This window comes from Hymenobacter rubripertinctus (assembly GCF_003583925.1).
Classification (GTDB): domain Bacteria; phylum Bacteroidota; class Bacteroidia; order Cytophagales; family Hymenobacteraceae; genus Hymenobacter; species Hymenobacter rubripertinctus.
On record NZ_QYCN01000031.1, the window covers coordinates 33208 to 52470 of the forward strand.

16 protein-coding genes and 1 pseudogene are annotated in these 19263 nt (G+C 63.1%); 13 read left to right on the plus strand and 4 right to left on the minus strand.

Features of this window, described 5'->3' with window-relative positions:
* Positions 1-26 precede the first annotated feature (26 nt).
* From D0T11_RS17010 to D0T11_RS17025, 3 genes are all read left to right on the plus strand, one after another.
* Positions 27-704 carry a response regulator transcription factor gene (locus tag D0T11_RS17010; RefSeq protein ID WP_119657006.1) on the plus strand — a complete coding sequence of 226 codons (678 nt, stop codon included), beginning with the start codon at positions 27-29 and terminating at the stop codon, positions 702-704.
* A gap of 118 nt (positions 705-822) precedes the next feature.
* Positions 823-2076 (plus strand): sensor histidine kinase, encoded by a 1254-nt coding sequence (locus tag D0T11_RS17015; RefSeq protein ID WP_119657007.1) that lies wholly within the window; start codon positions 823-825, stop codon positions 2074-2076.
* Between the two features lie 213 nt (positions 2077-2289).
* Positions 2290-2727 (plus strand): PepSY-like domain-containing protein, encoded by a 438-nt coding sequence (locus D0T11_RS17025; RefSeq protein WP_119657009.1) that lies wholly within the window; start codon positions 2290-2292, stop codon positions 2725-2727.
* A gap of 55 nt (positions 2728-2782) precedes the next feature.
* Here the strand turns inward: D0T11_RS17025 and D0T11_RS17030 are convergent, their stop codons facing one another.
* Positions 2783-3778 (minus strand): J domain-containing protein, encoded by a 996-nt coding sequence (locus D0T11_RS17030; RefSeq protein WP_119657010.1) that lies wholly within the window; start codon positions 3776-3778, stop codon positions 2783-2785.
* Positions 3779-4340: 562 nt separating this feature from the next.
* Between D0T11_RS17030 and D0T11_RS17035 the strand changes: the two genes are divergently transcribed.
* From D0T11_RS17035 to D0T11_RS17055, 5 genes are all read left to right on the plus strand, one after another.
* Positions 4341-4961, plus strand: a complete 621-nt coding sequence (locus tag D0T11_RS17035; RefSeq protein WP_119657046.1) for a (2Fe-2S)-binding protein — start codon at positions 4341-4343, stop codon at positions 4959-4961.
* Between the two features lie 213 nt (positions 4962-5174).
* Complete coding sequence (locus D0T11_RS17040) at positions 5175-6161, plus strand: FAD binding domain-containing protein (RefSeq protein ID WP_119657011.1); 987 nt, start codon at positions 5175-5177, stop codon at positions 6159-6161.
* 114 nt (positions 6162-6275) lie between these two features.
* Positions 6276-8555 carry a xanthine dehydrogenase family protein molybdopterin-binding subunit gene (locus D0T11_RS17045; protein WP_119657012.1) on the plus strand — a complete coding sequence of 760 codons (2280 nt, stop codon included), beginning with the start codon at positions 6276-6278 and terminating at the stop codon, positions 8553-8555.
* Between the two features lie 69 nt (positions 8556-8624).
* Positions 8625-9815 (plus strand): XdhC family protein, encoded by a 1191-nt coding sequence (locus D0T11_RS17050; protein WP_119657013.1) that lies wholly within the window; start codon positions 8625-8627, stop codon positions 9813-9815.
* A gap of 42 nt (positions 9816-9857) precedes the next feature.
* Positions 9858-10451 carry a nucleotidyltransferase family protein gene (locus D0T11_RS17055; RefSeq protein WP_119657014.1) on the plus strand — a complete coding sequence of 198 codons (594 nt, stop codon included), beginning with the start codon at positions 9858-9860 and terminating at the stop codon, positions 10449-10451.
* A 121-nt stretch (positions 10452-10572) separates the two neighbouring features.
* On the opposite strand, the gene D0T11_RS17060 is transcribed toward D0T11_RS17055, so the two are convergent.
* Positions 10573-11388, minus strand: a complete 816-nt coding sequence (locus tag D0T11_RS17060) for a DUF5602 domain-containing protein (RefSeq protein ID WP_119657015.1) — start codon at positions 11386-11388, stop codon at positions 10573-10575.
* A 309-nt stretch (positions 11389-11697) separates the two neighbouring features.
* Positions 11698-12795, minus strand: a complete 1098-nt coding sequence (locus D0T11_RS17065; RefSeq protein ID WP_119657016.1) for an ISAs1 family transposase — start codon at positions 12793-12795, stop codon at positions 11698-11700.
* Positions 12796-12915: 120 nt separating this feature from the next.
* Between D0T11_RS17065 and D0T11_RS17070 the strand changes: the two genes are divergently transcribed.
* The 5 genes and pseudogenes from D0T11_RS17070 (at position 12916) to D0T11_RS17085 (ending at position 17138) form a co-directional block, all read left to right on the plus strand.
* On the plus strand, positions 12916-13353 hold the full coding sequence (locus D0T11_RS17070) for an HU family DNA-binding protein (RefSeq protein WP_119657017.1): 438 nt from the start codon (positions 12916-12918) through the stop codon (positions 13351-13353).
* Positions 13354-13517: 164 nt separating this feature from the next.
* Positions 13518-13688, plus strand: a pseudogene (locus tag D0T11_RS23565) (AAA family ATPase); the annotation flags it as partial.
* 411 nt (positions 13689-14099) lie between these two features.
* Positions 14100-14846: an AAA family ATPase gene (locus tag D0T11_RS23200; protein WP_245990972.1), complete on the plus strand. Its 747-nt coding sequence runs from the start codon at positions 14100-14102 to the stop codon at positions 14844-14846.
* 15 nt (positions 14847-14861) lie between these two features.
* Entirely contained in the window at positions 14862-15686 is an 825-nt protein-coding gene (locus D0T11_RS17080) for an HNH endonuclease family protein (RefSeq protein WP_147374702.1), read from the plus strand.
* A gap of 33 nt (positions 15687-15719) precedes the next feature.
* The gene (locus D0T11_RS17085; RefSeq protein WP_245990975.1) at positions 15720-17138 is read left to right on the plus strand and encodes an MFS transporter; all 1419 of its coding nucleotides are present in this window, start codon (positions 15720-15722) and stop codon (positions 17136-17138) included.
* A gap of 227 nt (positions 17139-17365) precedes the next feature.
* On the opposite strand, the gene D0T11_RS17090 is transcribed toward D0T11_RS17085, so the two are convergent.
* Complete coding sequence (locus D0T11_RS17090; protein WP_119657021.1) at positions 17366-19036, minus strand: amidohydrolase; 1671 nt, start codon at positions 19034-19036, stop codon at positions 17366-17368.
* Positions 19037-19263: the final 227 nt, after the last annotated feature.

Sequence of the window (19263 nt, forward strand, 5' to 3'; positions counted from 1 at the left end):
GTTGCAAACTGGCTGCTGCCTGCCCTATGAAATTGCTTCTGGTTGAAGACGAACCTGCCCTGCGCACCACCCTCATGGAATACCTGCGCCAGAGCGGCTACGTGTGCGAAGTGGCCGGCAGCTACGAGCAGGCCCTGGAAAAAGTAAAGCTCTACGAGTACGACTGCGTGGTGCTCGACCTGACCCTGCCCGACGGCAACGGCCTCGATATCCTGCGCGCCCTCAAGGCCGATGGCTCCCGGGCTGGCGTGCTCATCATCTCGGCCCGCGCTGCCCTCGACGACCGCCTCGCTGGCCTCGATTTGGGAGCCGACGACTACCTGACCAAGCCTTTTCATTTAGCTGAATTGAATTCGCGGCTGCGGGCCATCATCCGGCGGCGGCAGTTTCAGGGCAGCCACCACATTGCCTTCCGCGACCTGCTGGTGTGGCCCGAGCAGGCCGAGGTTTTCGTGCGCGAGCAGCCCCTCACGCTCACCCGCAAGGAGTACGACTTGCTGCTGTTTCTGCTGGCCAACCCCAACCGCGTGCTCACCAAGGAAGCCATTGCCGAGCACCTCTGCGGCGACGCCGTGGACTCCGCCGACTCGTTCGACTTCATCTATACCCACCTGAAAAACCTGCGCAAAAAGCTCCAGGAAAAAGGCGCCGACAACTACATTCGCACCATGTACGGCGTGGGCTACAAGCTGAGCACGGACTGAGCTTTTGAGCTGTTAGCGGAGAGCTATTAGCTGACAGCTTCCGTTCATTCAGCTAACAGCTAACAGCTAACAGCTAACAGCTAACAGCTAACAGCTAACACAGCCATCAGCTTAAAGAATGAAGCTCCTCGCCAAAACCAACCGCTACTACCTGCTGCTGACCACCGTGCTGTTTGCACTGGCAGGGGTGGCGCTGTACTACGGCCTGTACGCGGCTTTGCGCAGCGAGGTGGAGGAGCAACTCAGTAATGCCCGCCTGCACCTGGAGCGCCGGGCCGCCGCCGGGCGGCCCCTGCCTGAAACGCCCTTCGAATACCAGCTGAGCGTGAGCCCCGTGCCGCGCCCGCTCGGCTACCGCGATACGCTGCTGCTCGACGCCGAAGAGCAGGAAATGGTGCCCTTCCGCCAGCTCACGTTTCGGCTGCCGGTGCAGGGCCAGCCCCGCTGGGTAACGCTGCGCAAATCGTTGGTGGAAACTGACGATGTGCTGGGCGTGGTGCTCTCGGTGCTCCTGGCGGTGCTCGGGCTGCTGCTGCTGGGCGTGGTAGGTCTCAACCGCTGGCTCACGCGCCGCCTCTGGGCCCCGTTTCGCCATACGTTGCACACGTTGCGCCACTACGGCGTGCAGGAAAACCGGGTGCTCATGTTTCCGCCCGTGAGCACCGATGAATTCGCTGAACTCAACGATGAGCTGACCCGCCTGAGTCAGCGCCTGGTGGCCGACTACGAAGCTATGCGCGAGTTCACCGCCAACGCCGCTCACGAAACTCAGACCCCGCTGGCCATCATGCAGGCCAAGCTGGAGCAGATGCTGCAACTGCCGGAGTTGGAAAACCCCGCCCTGGCCACCCTCGCCACCGACCTCTACCAAGCCACCCTGCGCCTCTCACGCCTGCACCAGGCCCTTACGTTGCTAAGTAAAATCGAGAACCGGCAGTTCGCCGAAACCGCCCCACTCCACCTGGCCCGGCTGCTCCGCGAGAAAGCCCAACAGCTCCAGCCCCTGCTCGACGCCCGCAACCTAACCCTCACCCTGGACCTGGCCGCCGAACCCGCCGCCCTGCACCTGCACCCCGGCCTGGCCGATTCGCTGGTGCATAACCTGCTCCAGAACGCCGTCAAGCACAGCGTGCGCGGGGGCACGATAGCCGTGCACCTCACTTCCCTAGCCTTGGTCATCAGCAACACCGGCCCGGCCATCAGCGGCGACCCGGCCCGGTTTTTCGAGCGGTTCCAAAAGCACGAAGCTGCCTCCGCCTCGCCGGGGTTGGGCTTGTCCATCGTGCAGCAAATCGGCCGCTACTATGGCTTTGCGGTCAGCTACGATTTCTCCCCCACCAACTCCTGCCACACGCTGCGAGTGGCGTTTTAGTTGGTTGCCAGTTGCTAGTTGCCAGTTGCCGGGATAAGCGGGGTGAGTGGAATGAACGGGTAAATCGGCATGTCATGGTTCGGCTTCGCCACCGGCTGCGCTCCGCATGACACCGTGCTCTGATCAAAAACCAATCGAACGCCGGCCATCCACCAGAAAACCAACAGAATCAGGGGGTAGGTTTGGGTAATCATTTTCCTAAAATCTCTCCCCATGAAACACCTCCTTGGATTACTCGCCGCCGGACTGCTGCTGTCGGCTTCCGCTTCTGCCCAGAAAATGAAGGCCGCCCAAGTGCCGGCGGTCGTTATGGCTAGCTTCAACCGGCAATTTCCCCAGGCCAAAGAGGTGAAGTGGGAAAAAGAAGCCGACCAGTACGAAGCTGGGTTCGAGCAGGGTAAGCAGGAATTATCGGTTCTGCTGGACCCCAGCGGGAAGCTGGTTGAAACCGAAACGGAAATCAAAGTAGACCAGCTGCCCGCCGCCGTGCGGGCCACGCTGGCCCGCCAATACAAAGGCGTCAAAATAAAGGAAGCCGCCAAAATTGTGGCTGCCGGCACGGGCGCGGTTACCTACGAAGCCGAAATTGTACAGGGCGGCAAAAATGTGGACCTGCTTTTCGATGCTGAGGGCCGGGAAGTGAAGAAGTAGCCGGCTGAATCAGCCGGCGTGGTGCCCCGATTTTTTGTTGGGGCACCACGTTTTTTTACACCGTTCCGTGGCCCTCGGCGGCCAGTTCGCGCAGCAGCTGGCGCAGGCCGGCGGGCTCCTGCACCAGGCGCAGCACCTGGGCCAGATACTCGGCCTCGGCCTTGAGGTGGCGCTTTATCTGGCGGATTTCCTGCTCCCGCTTCTTGCCGGTGCTGCCGCTGAAACCGTTTTCGCCGTACTGCAGCGCCTGCAATTGCTGCTTGAGCTCGGTTTGCTGCTGGCTCAAGGCCTCGGTGTAGCGGGCGAGCAGGGTGTCGTCGGTGGGGGAGGTGGCGGTGGTTTCGGCCAGCAACTGGAGCATGGTGTAGAGGTCGTTGGTTTCGTAGGCCTCCGTGATGCGCTGCATGAGCTCGGTGCGCTGGGGGTGGGTGGCTTCGTCACGGCTCAAGTCGGGATGATGGGCGCGGGCCAGCTGGCGGTAGAGGGTTTTGGTGTTGGCCAGCAACGCCTGCTCCTGGACCCGGATGGCCTGGGCGGCGGCTTCCTCGGCCCGCTGCTGCTTGGTTTTGCGGCGGTTGCGGGCCGCTTCGGCTGCCTGCTCGTGCGGGGCGCCGGCCGGGGCCGCTGCCTTCTCGTCGTCCTCTTTCTCGTCGTCGGTGCGGCGGCGCGGGGCGTATTTGCGCAGCATCTCGGCCGCGTCTTCCCCAAACCGGTCCTGCAAGGCCCGGGCGTTGCCCAGCAGCAAAGCCGTCAGCTGCTGCTCTTCGAGGCGGCTGAAAAAGCCCAGCAGCAACGCTTCTTCCAACGGGGCAAACAACGCCTGCCGGGCCTGTACCACCGTGGCCGCTGCCGGCCCTACCTGCTGCCAGTAGCGGCGGCGGGCCTCGGCCTGCTCCGCTTTCAGCTCCCGTAGCCGCTGCCGCTGCCCTTCCACTCGCGCCACAGCCTCGGCAAACGCCCGTTGAGCCGGCGTACCCGGCGCATCGGCCGGGGCCAGCGTGGGCAGGGAGTTAGCGGCGGGCAGGTCGGTGTAGGGGTTGTGCAGGTGCATGGAGGGAGATGAGAGGGTGCGGAAAGCCAGTGCAAAGGAACAGCATGCGCAACACATGCCCTACTGAATCAGCCACCAGCCGGTCACGGAATGCGGCCGGCTGGTTGCTGAAATAGGTGTAGATATGAGCAACGGAGGGAGTACAGCGCTTTCAAGCGCTAGTAAACCCGGACCGGTTCAGGCAGGGCTACTGCCTACAGCTTCCCCTTCAGAATCCGGACAAGCAGTTACGGCGGATCAGTGGAACGACCAGAACGAACAGCACCCCTGCGGATAACCAGCCAGCTTGGCCGTAACGCAGCGGAGTGCTTCTGCGTAGGCACAGGGCAGCGTGCGCGTTCCGAAACCCGCCCACGAATGGGGTAGTGCTGATTCGGAAGGTCTGACAGCAAAAGCATTAAGCCTTGCTCTGCCGGTAAAGCCGGTACCGGGAGCAAGCTTGCAGCTGAGAAGATGCCCGGATTTTGTAGGCTGTCGCGCTAAACCAGGTGGTTGGCGGCCAGTTAATCAGGTAGCATTTGCCCCGTTCACGCTATTGCGCTACCACGAATTTCCTTTTGTAATGTCCGATCAATCTACTCCCGCAGCCCCGCTCAACCCCGACGGCTCGCGCCGTACCTTCATGAAACAGGCCGGCGGCTTTCTGGGGCTGGCCCTGGCCCCGCCCTTCCTCAGCCAGGCCGAGCGCCTGACAGCCCTTTCTAAGAAGGTAGAAGGCGTGTCCACCATTAGCCTAAAGGTAAACGGCACCGTGCGCGCCATCCGGGCCGAACCCCGCGTCACGCTGCTCGACGCCCTGCGCGAGTACCTCGACCTGACGGGCTCCAAGAAGGGCTGCGACCATGGCCAGTGCGGCGCCTGCACCGTGCTCGTGGATGGCCGCCGCGTGAACAGCTGCCTCACGCTGGCCATCATGACCCAGGGCAAGGAAATTACGACCATCGAGGGCCTGGCCAAAGGTGATGAGCTGCACCCCATGCAAGCCGCCTTCCTCAAGCACGACGGGTTCCAGTGCGGCTACTGCACCCCCGGCCAGATACTATCGGCCGTGGCCTGCGTGCAGGAGGGCCATGCCGGCTCCGAAGCCGAGGTGCGCGAGTGGATGAGCGGCAACCTGTGCCGCTGCAGCGCCTACCCCAACATCACGGCCGCCATTCTGGAGGCTAAAGGGCAAATGGGGTAGGGGAAGAGTTGGGGAAAGAAGAACGTCATGCAGAGCGCAGCGAAGCATCTCTACCGCTTCGTTGCCACACTAACCCTTACGTCAGGATTAGCGCTGCGGTAGAGATGCTTCGACTGCGCTCCGCTGCGCTCAGCATGACCGTTCTTTCCTGTCAAAACCACCTCCGCCAACCCGCCTGCCCTTCACCTTAGCCTCCTCCAGACCTCAACTACCATGAATAACTTCTCCTATATCCAGGCCGACAAGGCCAAGGAAGCCACGGCGGCCAAGCGCGACGATAAATCGGCCGCTTTTATTGCCGGCGGCACCACGCTGATTGACCTGATGAAGCTCAACGTGGAAAACCACGACCAGCTGATTGACGTGAATATGCTGCCGTTCCGGGGCATCGAAATGACCAAGAACGGCCTGCGCATCGGGGCGCTGGAGCGCATGAGCGAGGTGGGCGAGCATCCGCTGGTGGTGCAGAACTTTCCGGCCGTGTCGGAGTCGCTGCTGCTGGCGGCTTCGGCCCAGTTGCGCAACATGGCCAGCATCGGGGGCAACGTGCTACAGCGCACCCGTTGCGGCTACTTCCGCGACACGGCGTTTCCGTGCAACAAGCGCGAGCCCGGCACCGGCTGCCCGGCCCTGGAGGGCGACAACCGTAACCTGGCCATCCTGGGCACCAGCTCCGCCTGCATCGCCACCAGCTACCCCGGCGACCTGTCGGTGGCCCTCACGGCCCTCGACGCCGTGCTGACGCTGGAAAACGCCAAGGGCAAGCAGCGCGAGGTGCCCATCACCAAGTTCTACCTGCTGCCCGGCACCACGCCCCAGAAGGAAACCGTGCTGGAGGCCGACGAGCTGATTGTGGCCGTGACCATTCCGCAGACCGCAGCGGCGCGCAAATCGAAGTACCTGAAGGTGCGCGACCGGAGTTCCTACGCCTACGCGCTGGCTTCGGCGGCGGTGGGCCTGGAGGTGCAGGGCGGTCTTATCCGGTCGGCCCGCGTGGCGCTGGGTGGCGTGGGCACCCAGCCCTGGCGCTGCTCCGAGGCTGAGAAGATGCTGGTGGGCAAAGCGCCTTCCGAAGCCGTATTCCGGGCCGCCGCCGAAGTGGCATTGCGCGGGGCTAAGCCCCGGGAGCACAATGCTTTCAAAGTAGAAATGGCGCAAAATACGCTGGTGCGGGCTTTGAGTGAAGTAGCGTCGCTGTAGGGGCGGGGCTTGTCCCCGCCCGCTGTGTGCACCACTGAACCGAACCGTTGCAGCGGCGCGAACGGCGGGCGGGGACAAGCCCCGCCCCTACATACCAACGTAGTCGGCAAACCGATGGACCGTGTGGACGGCCCGGCCAAGGTAACCGGCGCGGCCCGCTACTCGGCCGAAATCAATGTGCCCGGCACGGTGTACGGGGTGCTCAAAAGCAGCACCATCGCCAAGGGCCGCATTACCAATATTGACACTACGGCGGCGGCCAAGGAGCCGGGCATTCTCAACATCTTCACCCACCAAAACCTGCCCAAGCCGGCCAAAACGCCCAAGCAGATTGAGAAGTGGCGGGCCGCCCAGAGCTACCTGCCCATGCAGGACGACCAGATTCAGTACGCCGGCCAGCCGGTGGCGCTGGTGGTGGCGGCCACGCTGGAGGCGGCCACCCAGGCGGCGGCCCTCATCAAGGTGACCTACCAGGCCGATACACCTATCGACTCCTACCACGACCCCAAGGCCGAGCTGTTTGACCCGCAGAAGATTCAGCAGGGCAAGAAGGACGGCCACGTGGTGCGCGGCAACCCCCAGCAGGCGTTCGACGGCGCGGCCATCCGCCATGAGGCCACGTACGTGCACGCCATCAACCACCACAGCCCCATGGAGCCGGCCGCCACGCTGGCCGTGTGGGAGGGCGCCGACAAGCTGACGGTGTACGAAGCCAGCCAGAACGTGACCATGCACCAGGGCAACCTGGCCGAGCTGCTGGGCATGCCCCGCGAGCAGATCCGGGTGGTAACCAAGTACATTGGGGGCGGTTTCGGCTGCAAGGGCTCATTCTGGCCCCACACCATTCTGACGGTGCTGGCGGCGCGGGCCGTGAACCGGCCGGTGAAGCTGGTGCTTACCCGGCCCCAGATGTTTACCGGCGTCGGCCACCGCGAAGACCAGGAGCAGACCCTAAAAATGGGCGCCACCGCCGACGGCAAACTGGTGTCCATTGTGCACTCGAAAAAGGCCACCACGTCGCCTTGGGACAATTACACCGAGTCGAACGGCAAGATCATGGACATGCTCTATGCCTGCCCCAACTACTCGACGGTGTATGAACTGGCCCGGGCCAACGTGATGACTTCGGTGTGGATGCGCGCGCCCGGCGAAGCGCCCGGCTCGTTTGCGCTGGAAAGCTCGATGGACGATCTGGCCCACCAGCTCAACATCGACCCGCTCGAAATCCGGCTGCGCAACTACGCCGACCACGACCACAGCTCGGGCAAGCCCTGGAGCAGCAAGAGCCTCAAGCAGTGCTACACCCGCGGGGCCGAGCTCTTTGGCTGGAACAAGCGCAACCCCAAGCCCGGCCAGACGCGCCGGGGCAACCTGCTGGTGGGCCACGGCATGGCCTCGGCTACCTACCCCGTGCACAGCTCGCAGGGCACGGCCCGCGTGCGCCTCTTTGCCGATGGCCACGCTGTAGTAGAAGCCGGGGCCACCGACCTGGGCACCGGCACCTACACCGTGATGACGCAGGTTTCGGCCGACGCGCTGGGCTTGCCGCCCGAGAAAATCCGTTTTGAGCTGGGCGATACCCGTCTGCCCACGGCCCCCGGTTCGGGTGGCTCGGTGGCGGCTGGTACGGTGGCCTCGTCTATTATGGCCGCTGCCGAAGACGTGTGGGACAAGGTGGTGAAGATGGCGGTGGCCGATAAGAAGTCGCCGCTCTACAAGGTCAAGCCCACCGACGTGAAGGTGGAGCTGGGCCGCATGTTCCTCGCCAAGGACCCCAAGAAGGGCGAAACGCTGCTGGCGGCCCTGGGCCGCAGTGGCCAGCCCGACATTGAGGGCAGCGGCACCGGCAAGTACGGGGCGGGCTACGAGGAAAAGAACTTCGGCCAGAACGGCGCCGACCAGAACAACGACAACAAGGAGAAGAAATCGGGCGGCCACTCCATGCACTCGTTCGGCGCCCACTTCTGCGAGGTGGAAGTTGACCCCGACCTGGGCACGGTGCGCATCACCCGCTGGGTGGGCGTGCATGGCGTGGGCACGGTGCTCAACCTGAAAACTGCTACCAGCCAGATGAAGGGTGGGGCCATCTACGGCATCGGGGCGGCTCTGATGGAGGACACCTTCCGCGACCCCAACTTCGCCCGCTACACCAACGCCGACCTGGCCGGCTACCACATCCCTGTCAACGCCGATATCCCCGAAATCCAGGTGGAGTTCGTGCCCGAAACCGACCCTTATATCAACTACTTAGGCGTAAAAGGCATCGGCGAGCTGGGCATGGTGGGCGTGGCCGCCGCCGTGGGCAACGCCATCTTCAACGCCACCGGCCGCCGCATGCGCAGCCTGCCCATCACGCCGGATAAGATGCTGGAGGCGTTGCGGCTGCCGGCGTAATTGGTGTCGCCCTGGCGTGGTGCCTCACCCCCTAGCCCCCTCTCCTTTTTCGGAGAGGGGGTTCAAAAAATGACTGAACTCGAACGCCTTCTGCACGCCTACGATGAGCACCGCGCCGCCGGGCGGGCCTGCGCGCTGGCCTCGGTGGTGGACGTGGCCGGCTCGGCCTACCGTCGCCCCGGGGCCCGAATGCTGGTTACCGATGAGGGCCGGCTCACGGGCGCCATCAGCGGGGGCTGCCTGGAGGGCGACGCCCGCCAGCGGGCCAGGCGCGTGATTCAGCAGGGCCGCCCCGCGGTGGTCACCTACGACTCCACTGACCCCGACGACGACCTGCAATTCGGGGCCGCGCTGGGCTGCCAGGGCATTGTGCAGGTGCTGCTGGAGCCACTGGATTTCACCAACCCCGACAACCCGCTAGAGCTGCTGCGCCGTTGGGCCGGGGGCGTAGAAGCGCCCGCCGTGGTCGTAACCGTATTTGCAACGGCTGGGCCAGCGGCGCAGGTGCCAGTCGGGGCGCGGCTGCTGCTGCTGGCCGATGGCACCGTGGAAACGACCGTGCCCGCCCACGCCGACCTGTACGCCCAACTGCTCGCCGATGCCCGGGCCGCGCTGGCAGCCGGCCAGCCCGCCACCCGTCATTACCCCGTGCGCAGCGGCGCGGTGCGGGTGAGCCTGGAAATTCTGCGGCCTCCCGTGCGCCTGACCGTGTACGGGGCCGGCAACGACGTGCAGCCGTTGGTCCGCTTGGCCTCCGGCCTCGGCTGGCGGGTGCGGGTGCTCGATGGCCGTCCAGCCCAGGCCGCCCCGGCGCGCTTCCCGGAGGCCCACGAGGTGCAGGTGCTGCCGCTGGCCCAGGTAGGAGAGCAGCTCCACGATGGCAGCTTCGCCCTGCTGATGACCCACAACTACTACTACGACCTGGCGGTATTGCGCCACCTGCTGCCCGACCCCACTACCACCTATATTGGGCTGCTGGGGCCGCGCAAAAAGTACGAGCGCCTGCTGGATGAGCTCACCCGGGACTTCCCTGATGCCGCCCCGCAGTTACAGGGCCGTATTCACAGCCCCATCGGCCTGAACCTGGGCGCCGAAACGCCGGAAGAAATTGCCCTGTCGGTAGTAGCCGAAATCCAGGCCGTGCTCACGGGCCGCCCCGCCGGTTTCCTGCGCGACTCGCCCCACCCCATCCACCCGCCTCTGCGCGCCGACGCCTCCCTGGTACCTGAGGGCCGGGTGGGGGCCATTTGCGAGTTGTAGGGGCGGGGGCAAGCCCCTACGTCATTCACTAACCGCCACCCCATGCCCGCCATCATCCTGCTGGCCGCCGGCGCATCTTCCCGCCTCGGCCGCCCCAAACAACTGCTCCCCTACCAGGGCCAGACCTTGCTGCGCCGGGCCGCCGAGACGGCCGTGGCCGCTGCTGCGGGTGCGCCGGTGGTGGTGGTAACCGGCGCCCAGCACGCGGTGCTGCTGCCGGAGCTGGCGGGCCTGCCGGTGCGGGTGGTGCGTTGCGCTCAGTGGCAGAAGGGGATGGGGGCCTCGCTTAAAACCGGCCTGGCCGAACTGGCTACCGAGTGTTGGCCGCCGGCCGCCGTCATAATCATGCTCTGCGACCAGCCCCACGTAACGCCCGCGCTGCTGGGGCAACTGGCCGCAACGCACGCCGCTACCGGCCAGCCCATCGTAGCCAGTGCCTACGCCGGGGTGTCGGGTGTGCCGGTGCTGTTTGGGGCGCAAGTGCTGCCTCTGCTCCGCCAGCTGCCCGATTCGGCCGGGGCTGCCGCCCTGCTCAAACATCACCCGGAGCTGGTAGCCACGGTGTCGTTTGTGGCCGGCGCGGTGGATGTGGATACGGAAGCCCAGTACGCGGCCCTGCTGGCGGCGGGCCATTAGCCGGGCCGGCAGAAAACAAGAAGCCCGGTATGCGGCCCGTGCGCCTCGCTGGCGCTACGGCCGCCCATGGTACCAGCACACGGGGGTAGCCAAAGGCTTTGACCGGCATTCCCGCCGCTGTTCAGCGCAGCATCATGCCTTTGAGGGAAATGATGTACTCCCTGGTCGCCGCTTCCTGGCGGATAGTATAGGTGGTAGGGAAGTACTTGCCCGTCAGCTCATAGGTTGCGGGCTGCTTGATGGGTTGTTCCATGTTGAGGCCCGCCACGAGCAGGGCTTTGGTGAACATGGGCTCGATGAACGTGACTTTGCCATCATAGGAGCCATAAATAAAGGTGTGGGTAAAAGCCGTGCCGGGCGTGTATTCGGGGCTGGTTGGATCGATCCAGTGGCGACCCATCATGGGCACGGTGCGGCCGGGGGCCACGTTGGGGGCCGTAACGTAGCCGGTGGGCAGCTTGGCCGCCGGCGGGAAAATGTCGCCCTTGGGGTCATCAAGGCTGATGGTGTGCTGCACGCTCATCGGCAGCATGTAGAAGTGGGCATCGAAGTGCGGCGCGCCGTAGATGGGCAGCGGGTCGTGGCCGTTGGGGTTCCAGTCGAAGGAGATGTGGTCGAAGGGCATCTGGGCCAGGGCGGCGTTGCCGGCGGGCAGCACCATGTCGTACATGGTGCCGGCGGCGGGCAGACTGGCCAGGGCCGCCTCGGTTACGGCAAAGCCGATTTCGGTGGGCTGGCCCGCCGCGTCTACCGTTACGAAGCTGTGGGCCGAGCCGGCCCCGATGGCTACGGCGGGTCCGTTCGTGGTCGACGGCTGCGGGGCGGGCGTATTGGCGTCTTTCTGGTCGCAGGAGGCCAGTAGCAGGGGCAGCAGCAGGGGCAGCGGCCCCAGCGCACGGCCCCAGGTGGAAGGGAAGAAAATGCGGGCGGTTTTCATGGCGGAAAAGAAGAAAAAGTGAGGGGAAATACGGAACCGATTTCCGTTTAGTAAATATATAGATAAATATTAATTCTTTAAATAACACATATTTACAAGGAAATAATCATCAAATAGTGAAAACGTGCTACCCGCTTCCCCCCCCCCGATTATCCACTATCCCCCGCTCACCCCGCACCGCCCGCCCAACTACCGGAGCCCGGAGCAATAGGAGCGCCGGCCACAGGGGCAACCACAGGAGCGCAGTAGAACCCGAGCTCCTTGGCCTGGGCACGCCCAAGCACCCCCTGGCCCCGGTTCTTACCCAGACTAAACGCATTTGGCAATCTGGGCCATGAGGGCCTCTAAATAGGTGTCACTCCAGCCTAAGCGCTTGCGCTTGACTTTCAGACTGCCGGGGGCGGCATCAGCGCGCAGCAAGTTCAAGGCCATTTTACGTACCAGCGCCAGGTTTTCGGCCGCTCGCTCGTCGCGTAGGCGGTGCGCGTCCTGGCGCAGCGTCACGTCCAAGTGCCAATGCAACTGATTCTCTACGGCCCAGTGTCCGCGTACAGCCGCCAGGGCCTGTTCAGCCATTAAGCCCGGCTGGCTGCTGAGGTAATAGCGCGGGGCCTGGACCTGGGGCGGACCAACCGCCGGGTAGCGCCACGTATCCACCCGCACCAGGGCGGCCAACTGGGGCCAGCGCTCGTCCTCGTTGACCCAACGCAGGTCGGTTTGCACAGCCACTTGCCAGCGCAGGGGCGTGTTGTGGCTGGCCCAGCCAGTGGCCTCGGCCTGGGGACGGACCCCGGCCAGTGCCCGCTCCGCTTCGGCACTCAGCGTAGGCTGGTTCTGCTTGAGGGCCAGCAGGTAGTGGCCACCCTGCTGCACAATCTGGGCCGCGATGGCGGGCTGGCAGCCCAGCGCATCTAAGCTGACGAGCGGCCCGCCAGACAAGTCCAGCAGGGCCAGCACGTCGGGAATAGCCGCCAGTTCTTGCCCCTTGCCCTTGGTCGCCACCTGAGCCAGACACAGGCCCTCTGCACGGGCCAGGGCTGACACCACGTGCAGCGCCTGCGGGCCGCTGCCGCGCAGTGTCTGTCCGTCTACGCAGACCTGCGCGGCGACGGGGGCGGGCAGCAAGTGGCGTACCCAGCTCAAAAAGGCGGCGTTAAAAGCGGCCGCGTCCAAATGCTGAAAGATGCGGCGGAACGTATCGGCCGAGGGCGCGCCATGGGGCAGGGCCAGGTGGCGGGCCAGCAGAACCTGTTTTTGCTGGCCAAAGTCGGCAATATCCTCGAAATCGTCAGCCCCGCACAAGACGGCTAGTACGCTGATAACAAGAACAGAAAGCAGCGGGTGACGAAAATTGCGGCCGGGCTGACGAAAGTCAGGCACCTTGGCTAAATGTATCAGTAGGGACATACCCGCAAAGGTCGGCTGGCGCCAGCTTTTCAAATGCGTTTAGTCTGGGGCAGCCGGGGGCACGACGTTGCTTTATGCCCGAAACCCGATATATTCCGGCTCACTATATCCATTCTACTTATGTCCATTGAATATTCGTTGGCCGAGCGCGGGAACCCCGCCAACGCCCAGGCCCCCAAGAAGTGGTACGCCGTAGCCCGCTCCCAGGGCGAAACCACCGTCCGCGACATTGCAGGCCGCATCAACCAGATGAGCACCGTGAGTACCATCGACGTGATGGCCGTGCTCGAAGCCTTCTTCCAGACGGTGCCCGCCGAGCTGGCCGATGGTCAGATTGTACGCTTCGGCGACTTCGGCTCTTTCTCCGTGAGCCTGCAAAGCGACGGGGCCGAGGCCGAAAAGGAGTTCACGGCCGCTAACATCAACAACGTGAAGGTGGTGTTCCGACCCGGCAAGCTCTTCGCCCAGGCCATGCAGGGGGCCAGCCTGCGCAAGGTGAGCGACCCGCTGCCCGCCACGGCCCAGCGCAAAGCCGCCGCCGCCAAACCCGGCAAGTAGCACTTGCTGCCAAACCTCCTGATGTTTTTCAAAAACATCAGGAGGTTTGGGGTAAAACATCAGGAGGTTTTGATTTCCTCGCCCGCAGGCCTGCCCATCCCGGCGGGCCTGTTACTTTTGGGGGCGGCCCGCTTCCGGCCGCCGCTTCCGTTACGCCCGTCGCCATGCCTACCACCCCGCAAACCCCGCCGCCCGCCTACTTCCTCTCCCTGAGCCTGGAAAACGTGCGCAGCTTCGGCGAGAAGCAAACCATCTCCTTCGCCCGCCCCGATGGAAGGCCGGCGCAATGGACGATTATTCTGGGCGATAATGGGGTGGGGAAAACGACGGTGTTGAAGGCGTTGGCGGCAATAGGACCGGTTGCAAATCCCAATTGGGAAGGAACTTATGGTACGCTTTATTTTGATTCCTGGAATTATAAATGGGAGCCTACAAGAGATGAAGTTAAGACTACTAAAATCGATTTTAATATAGGTACAGGCCTTCATCTTGACAAGATGACCAAAACCCATTTTAAGCCATTCAAAACATATGGAAACCTAATAATAGATTGGGATGAAGGTATTCCTGGTAAGCAAGAAGGAATTAATATCTCTGATATGACAGGCTTTTTCTGCTTAGGATATGGTGCTGGCCGTACAATCGGTAGTTCAACTTTAGGTAGAAAATTTACAAGCAAAGAGGAGTTTGCCAGCCTCTTCGACGACCGGGCCGACCTGCTAAACCCGGAAGAGTGGTTCCTGCAAATGGAGTACAGTTCTCTTAAGAAAGACAAGCAGGCGGGTAAAGCATTGGAGCAAGTGCGGCAGGTGCTGCTACAAGTGCTGCCCGATATAACGGACATTCGGATTTCCAGCAAAGGCCATCAGCAATTCCTGGAACTGGAATCCCCCTACGGCTGGGTGCGGCTGCGCGAGATGAGCCTGGGCTACCAAACGCTGGTGGTCTGGCTGACGGACTTCGCCAGCAAGCTGTTCCTCCGCTACCCCGATAGCCCGAACCCGCTGGAAGAGCCGGCCATTGTGCTCATCGATGAAATTGATTTGCACCTGCACCCGAGCTGGCAGCGCAAGCTGCTGGGCTTCCTGAGCGGCATCTTCAAGAACACCCAGTTCATTGCCACCGCCCACAGCCCCCTGGTCGTGCAGGCCGCCGGCGACGAAGGGGCCAACGTGGTGCTGCTGCGCCGGGAAGGCGACCAGACGGTAGTAGTGACGGATGTGGAAGACGTGCGGGGCTGGCGGGTAGATCAAATTCTGACCAGCAGCTTTTACAACCTGGAAACGGCCCGTTCCCTGGAAACGGAGAAGAAGCTGGAGCGCCAGGCGGCCCTGCTCAACAAGAAAAAGCTCACGGCCAAAGACCGCCAGGAACTGGACGCGCTGACGTTGGAGCTGGAAGGCCAACCCATGGGTAGCGCCGGGGCAGAAGCTGAGGAGGAGGCCCTACTGCGCCAGATAGCGGAGCGTCTGGGAACGGGTACTGACAAATAAGCCGGCCTCCATCCCATGATTAGGATTAAAAAATCGTCGGTTGCGCCGGCTATTCTTAAAGCGGCTGGGGTTGCTGCGGCCCGGCAGGCGCGGGAAGTCCGATACGATGCCAACCCGGCGGCCTGCCGCGCCCCGGGTAATCGTTTGCTCAACGTGCCGGCCACTTTGTACAACCACGCCTCGGTAAAGCAGAAGTTGATTGCGGCGCAAAAGGAGAAGTGCTGCTACTGCGAAGGCAAACTGCTCGCGGTTGGCTACGGGGAGGTTGAGCACTACCGCCCCAAGAACGGCTTCAAGCAGGGAACCGGGCTGCCGCTGGAAAAGCCCGGCTACTACTGGCTAGCCTACGAGTGGGACAATCTGCTCTTTACCTGCAAGCGGTGCAATGGCGGCCACAAGCGCAATTTCTTCCCGCTGGCCAACCACCCAGCGGGCCGGGCCTATTCCCACCACGATACCCTGGCGCGGGAACAGCCCCTGTTGCTGCACCCCGCCCACGACGATCCGGCCGCCCATATTGGGTTTCGGCGGGCCGTGGCAGTCGCCAAAACACCGCGTGGCAAAGCCACTATTCAACTGTGCGGCCTCAACCGGAAGCATAAGTTGGAGCGTCGGCGCACCCATCTGGCCCACATCGAAAGCCACGACTCACTGGCCGACCTCAACATCGGTACAATGCCCGCCGCCGACCTGGCCCGGGAGGTAGCCAAGTGCGGCTCGGCGCAGGCCTTGGTACGGCGTATTGTGCAGGCAAAAACCATCCGTGATCAGGCCGCCTTCAACCGGGCCGAATACGCCGGGATGGTGCGGGCCAACCTGCCGCACTTACCGCTGCGGTAGCGGCAGCAACCGCAACGGGGAAATCCCGTTATCTTGCCCGCACTACTTCCAACCACCAACCTCATGCCCGAATCCGCCGCCGCCGTTGCTTCGCCCGAAGCCGGCTTCCACGCCATTCCCAAGGACGACAAGCGCATCACCCGGGGCTGGACGTTCTACGATTGGGCCAACTCGGTGTATCCGCTGGTTATCACCAGCTCCATCTTCCCCATTTACTGGGGCAGCGTTACGGCCGAGCTCAGCCCGGAAACCGATGTAGTGCGCTTCCTGGGTTTCGACGTGCCCGGCTCCTCGCTGCTGACTTACTCCATTTCGGCGGCCTTCCTGCTCATTGCTTTGGTCAGCCCCTTCCTCACGTCGCTGGCCGACTTTTCGGGCCGCAAGAAGCTGTTCATGCAGATCTTCTGCTATATCGGGGCCTTTTCCTGCGCGGCCCTGTTCTTCTTCACGCCCGATACGCTCACACTCAGCACCTTCGTGTTCATTGCGGCCACGGTGGGCTTCTCCGGTTCGATTGTGTTCTACAACAGTTACCTGCCTTTGATTTCGTCGGAGGAAAAGTATGACTCGCTCTCGGCCAGGGGCTTCTCGATGGGCTACATCGGCTCGGTGCTGCTGCTCATTATCTGCCTGGTGCTGATTACGTTCAACGAGGAACTGGGCCTGACCAAGGGCTTCGCTACCCGCTTGAGCTTCCTGCTCACCGGCATTTGGTGGGCCGGCTTCGCCCAGATTGCCTTCTTCGCCCTGCCTGCCGACCCCGGCCGCCCCGCCTCGGCCGCCGCTGCCGCCGACAGTTCGGGCTGGCTGCTGAACGGTTTCCGCGAGCTGGCTAAGGTGTTCGCCCAGCTCAAGCACCTGCCCAACCTCAAGCGTTTCCTGCTGGCCTACTTCACCTACAACATGGGCGTGCAGACGGTGATGTACGTGGCCACCATCTTCGGCGACAAGGAGCTTCACCTCGAAAGCACCGCCCTCATCGTTACGATTCTGCTGTTGCAGGTGGTGGGCATTCTGGGCGCTTACCTGTTTGCCAAACTCTCGGAGCGCATCGGCAACACCCGCGCCCTGAGCTGGTCGGTGTTTATCTGGATGTGCATCTGCGTGGCCGGTTATTTCGTGCAGGCCGGCTGGAGCTTCTACGCCCTGGCCGCCGTTATCGGCCTCACCATGGGCGCCATCCAGAGCCTCTCGCGCAGCACCTACTCCAAAATTATGCCCGAGAACACGCCCAATACGGCCGCCTTCTTCAGCTTCTTCGACGTCACCGAGAAGCTTAGCATCGTCATCGGCACGGCCGTGTTCGGCGTCATTGCCCAGCTCACCGGCTCCATGCGCAACAGCATCCTCTCGCTCATCGTGTTCTTCGTGCTGGGCCTGGTTTTCCTGCTAACCCTGCGCGGCAAGAAGCTCCGCGACGAGCCCGTTGCCGAGGCCGCCCCGCCACAGTAAACAGGAATCAAGGTGTAGCGCGAAGCTTCTGCTTCGCGTATTGCAGAACGACTGTAGCGCGAGACTTCCGCTTCGCGTATCGTTAAACGATAGGCGAACGACGCGGCAGTCAGCAACGACACGCGAAGCGGAAGCTTCGCGCTACAGCCTCAGCCGCCCCGAACATAGAAAGGCTCGTTGAACGACTCGCTCAGAGTCGTTCAACGAGCCTTTCTATGTTCGAGCTTCTACTTTTTAACCGAGAATACCTTTTCGCCGGCAATCCAGGTTTGCTGCACTTTTGCGTTGCGAAGCTGCTCGTTGGGGGCTTTGAGCAGGTCGAGGCCCAACACTACGAAGTCGGCGGCCATGCCGGGCTTGATGCTGCCTTTCTGCTTGTCCTCGAAGGCGGCGTGGGCGGCCCAGGTGGTCATGCCGCGCAGGGCTTGCTCGCGGGTAATGGCGTTTTCCATCTGGAAACCACCAACCGGGTAGTTCTTGGCGTCCTGCCGGGCCACGGCCGAGTGGAAGCCGAACAGCGGGTTGATGTCCTCGACCGGAAAATCACTGCCCAGGGCCAGCTGGCCGTATTGTTTCAGCAGCTCGGCGTAGGCGTAGGCCGTTTTCAGTCGCTCGGCGCCCAGCCGTTCGCCGGCCCAGTACATATCGGACGTAGCGTGGGTGGGCTGCACCGAGGGCACGATGCCGAACTGCCCAAACTTACCCATATCGGCCGCCGTGACCACCTGGGCGTGCTCGATGCGCCAGCGCCGGTCCTTCTGGCCCTTTAATGCCTCGCCATAGATATCGAGGATGATGCGGTTGGCCGAGTCGCCGATGGCGTGGGTGTTCATCTGGAACTTGCTATCGGCCAATAGCCGGGCCAACTCGCGGAACTCCTTTTCGGTGGAAAGCAGGAAACCGGTTTCCTTGGGCTTGTCGTGGTACGGCTCCACCAGGCAGGCCCCGCGCGAGCCCAGCGCCCCATCGACGTACACCTTGAACGAGTTGACGGTCAGGCGGTCCTTGAAGATGGGGCCGTTTTTCAGGTAGAAATCCTTGTTCTCCTTGGTGGGAGCCAGCATGGCGTAGAGGCGCACCTTGAGCTTGCCGGCCGTTTGCAGCTGGTCGAGCAGGTCGACGTTGGCTTTCTCCAGGCCCGCGTCGGCCATGCTGGTCAGGCCCACGGCCAGGCAGCGCTGCTGGGCTTCGAGCAGGGCCGCTTCGGCTTCGGCCGCGCCCGGTGCCGGTATCTTGGCCGACACCAAATCCACGGCGTTATCGACCAGCAAACCAGTCAGCCGCCCGTTGGAGTCGTGGGTAATGGTGCCGCCGCTAATGGGCGTGCGGGCCGTTACGCCGGCCAAATCCAGCGCCTTTTGGTTCACGAGGGCCGCGTGGCCATCCACCCGCACAATGAAGACCGGCGTGTTCGGGAACAGCACATCGAGCGTGTCTTTGGTCGGAAACTGCTTGTTGGTCCAGTCGTTCTGGTCCCAGCCGCGGCCGGTGAGCCAGGCCGCCTGCGGGTACTGCTGCCGCTGTTTCTGCAGCTGCTGAATCACCTCGGCCCAGGAGTTGGTGCCCACCAGTTCGGCGTCGCGCAGGCCCAGGCCGTAGCGGTAGAAGTGGCAGTGCGCGTCGTAGAAACCGGGGTAGATGAACTGCCCGTTCGCGTCCACTTCCTGCTTGGCCTCAAACTGCCCGCGCAACTCGTCGGCCGTGCCCACGCCCACAAACTTGCCATCCTTCACGGCAAAGGCCTGCGCCTGGCTGAACGCCGAATCGACGGTGTACACCGTGGCGTTGTACACGAGCAGGTCGGCGGGCTGGCGGTTGCCGTTGGAGGTCGACTGGCAGGCACTGAAGCCGGCGGCGAGCAGCGGCAGGGCCAGCAATGAGCGGAAACGTGGAAGCATAGAAGCGGGAGTATGTTTGGAAACGGGAAGGTCGGGGAAAAGCCGGAGTTGTTGCGCGAAGTGCCATAGAAGCTGAAAAACCAGCTCCCCTCCTTGGAAAATGTCGCGCATAGAGCGAGTGTGGGCTGGGGGTGGTTGATGCCAGCGGAACGACTGCTAGAAACTAATTCTAACAACTGTTCTTCCGTCATCAACCACCCCCAACCCACACTCGCTCTATGCGCGAC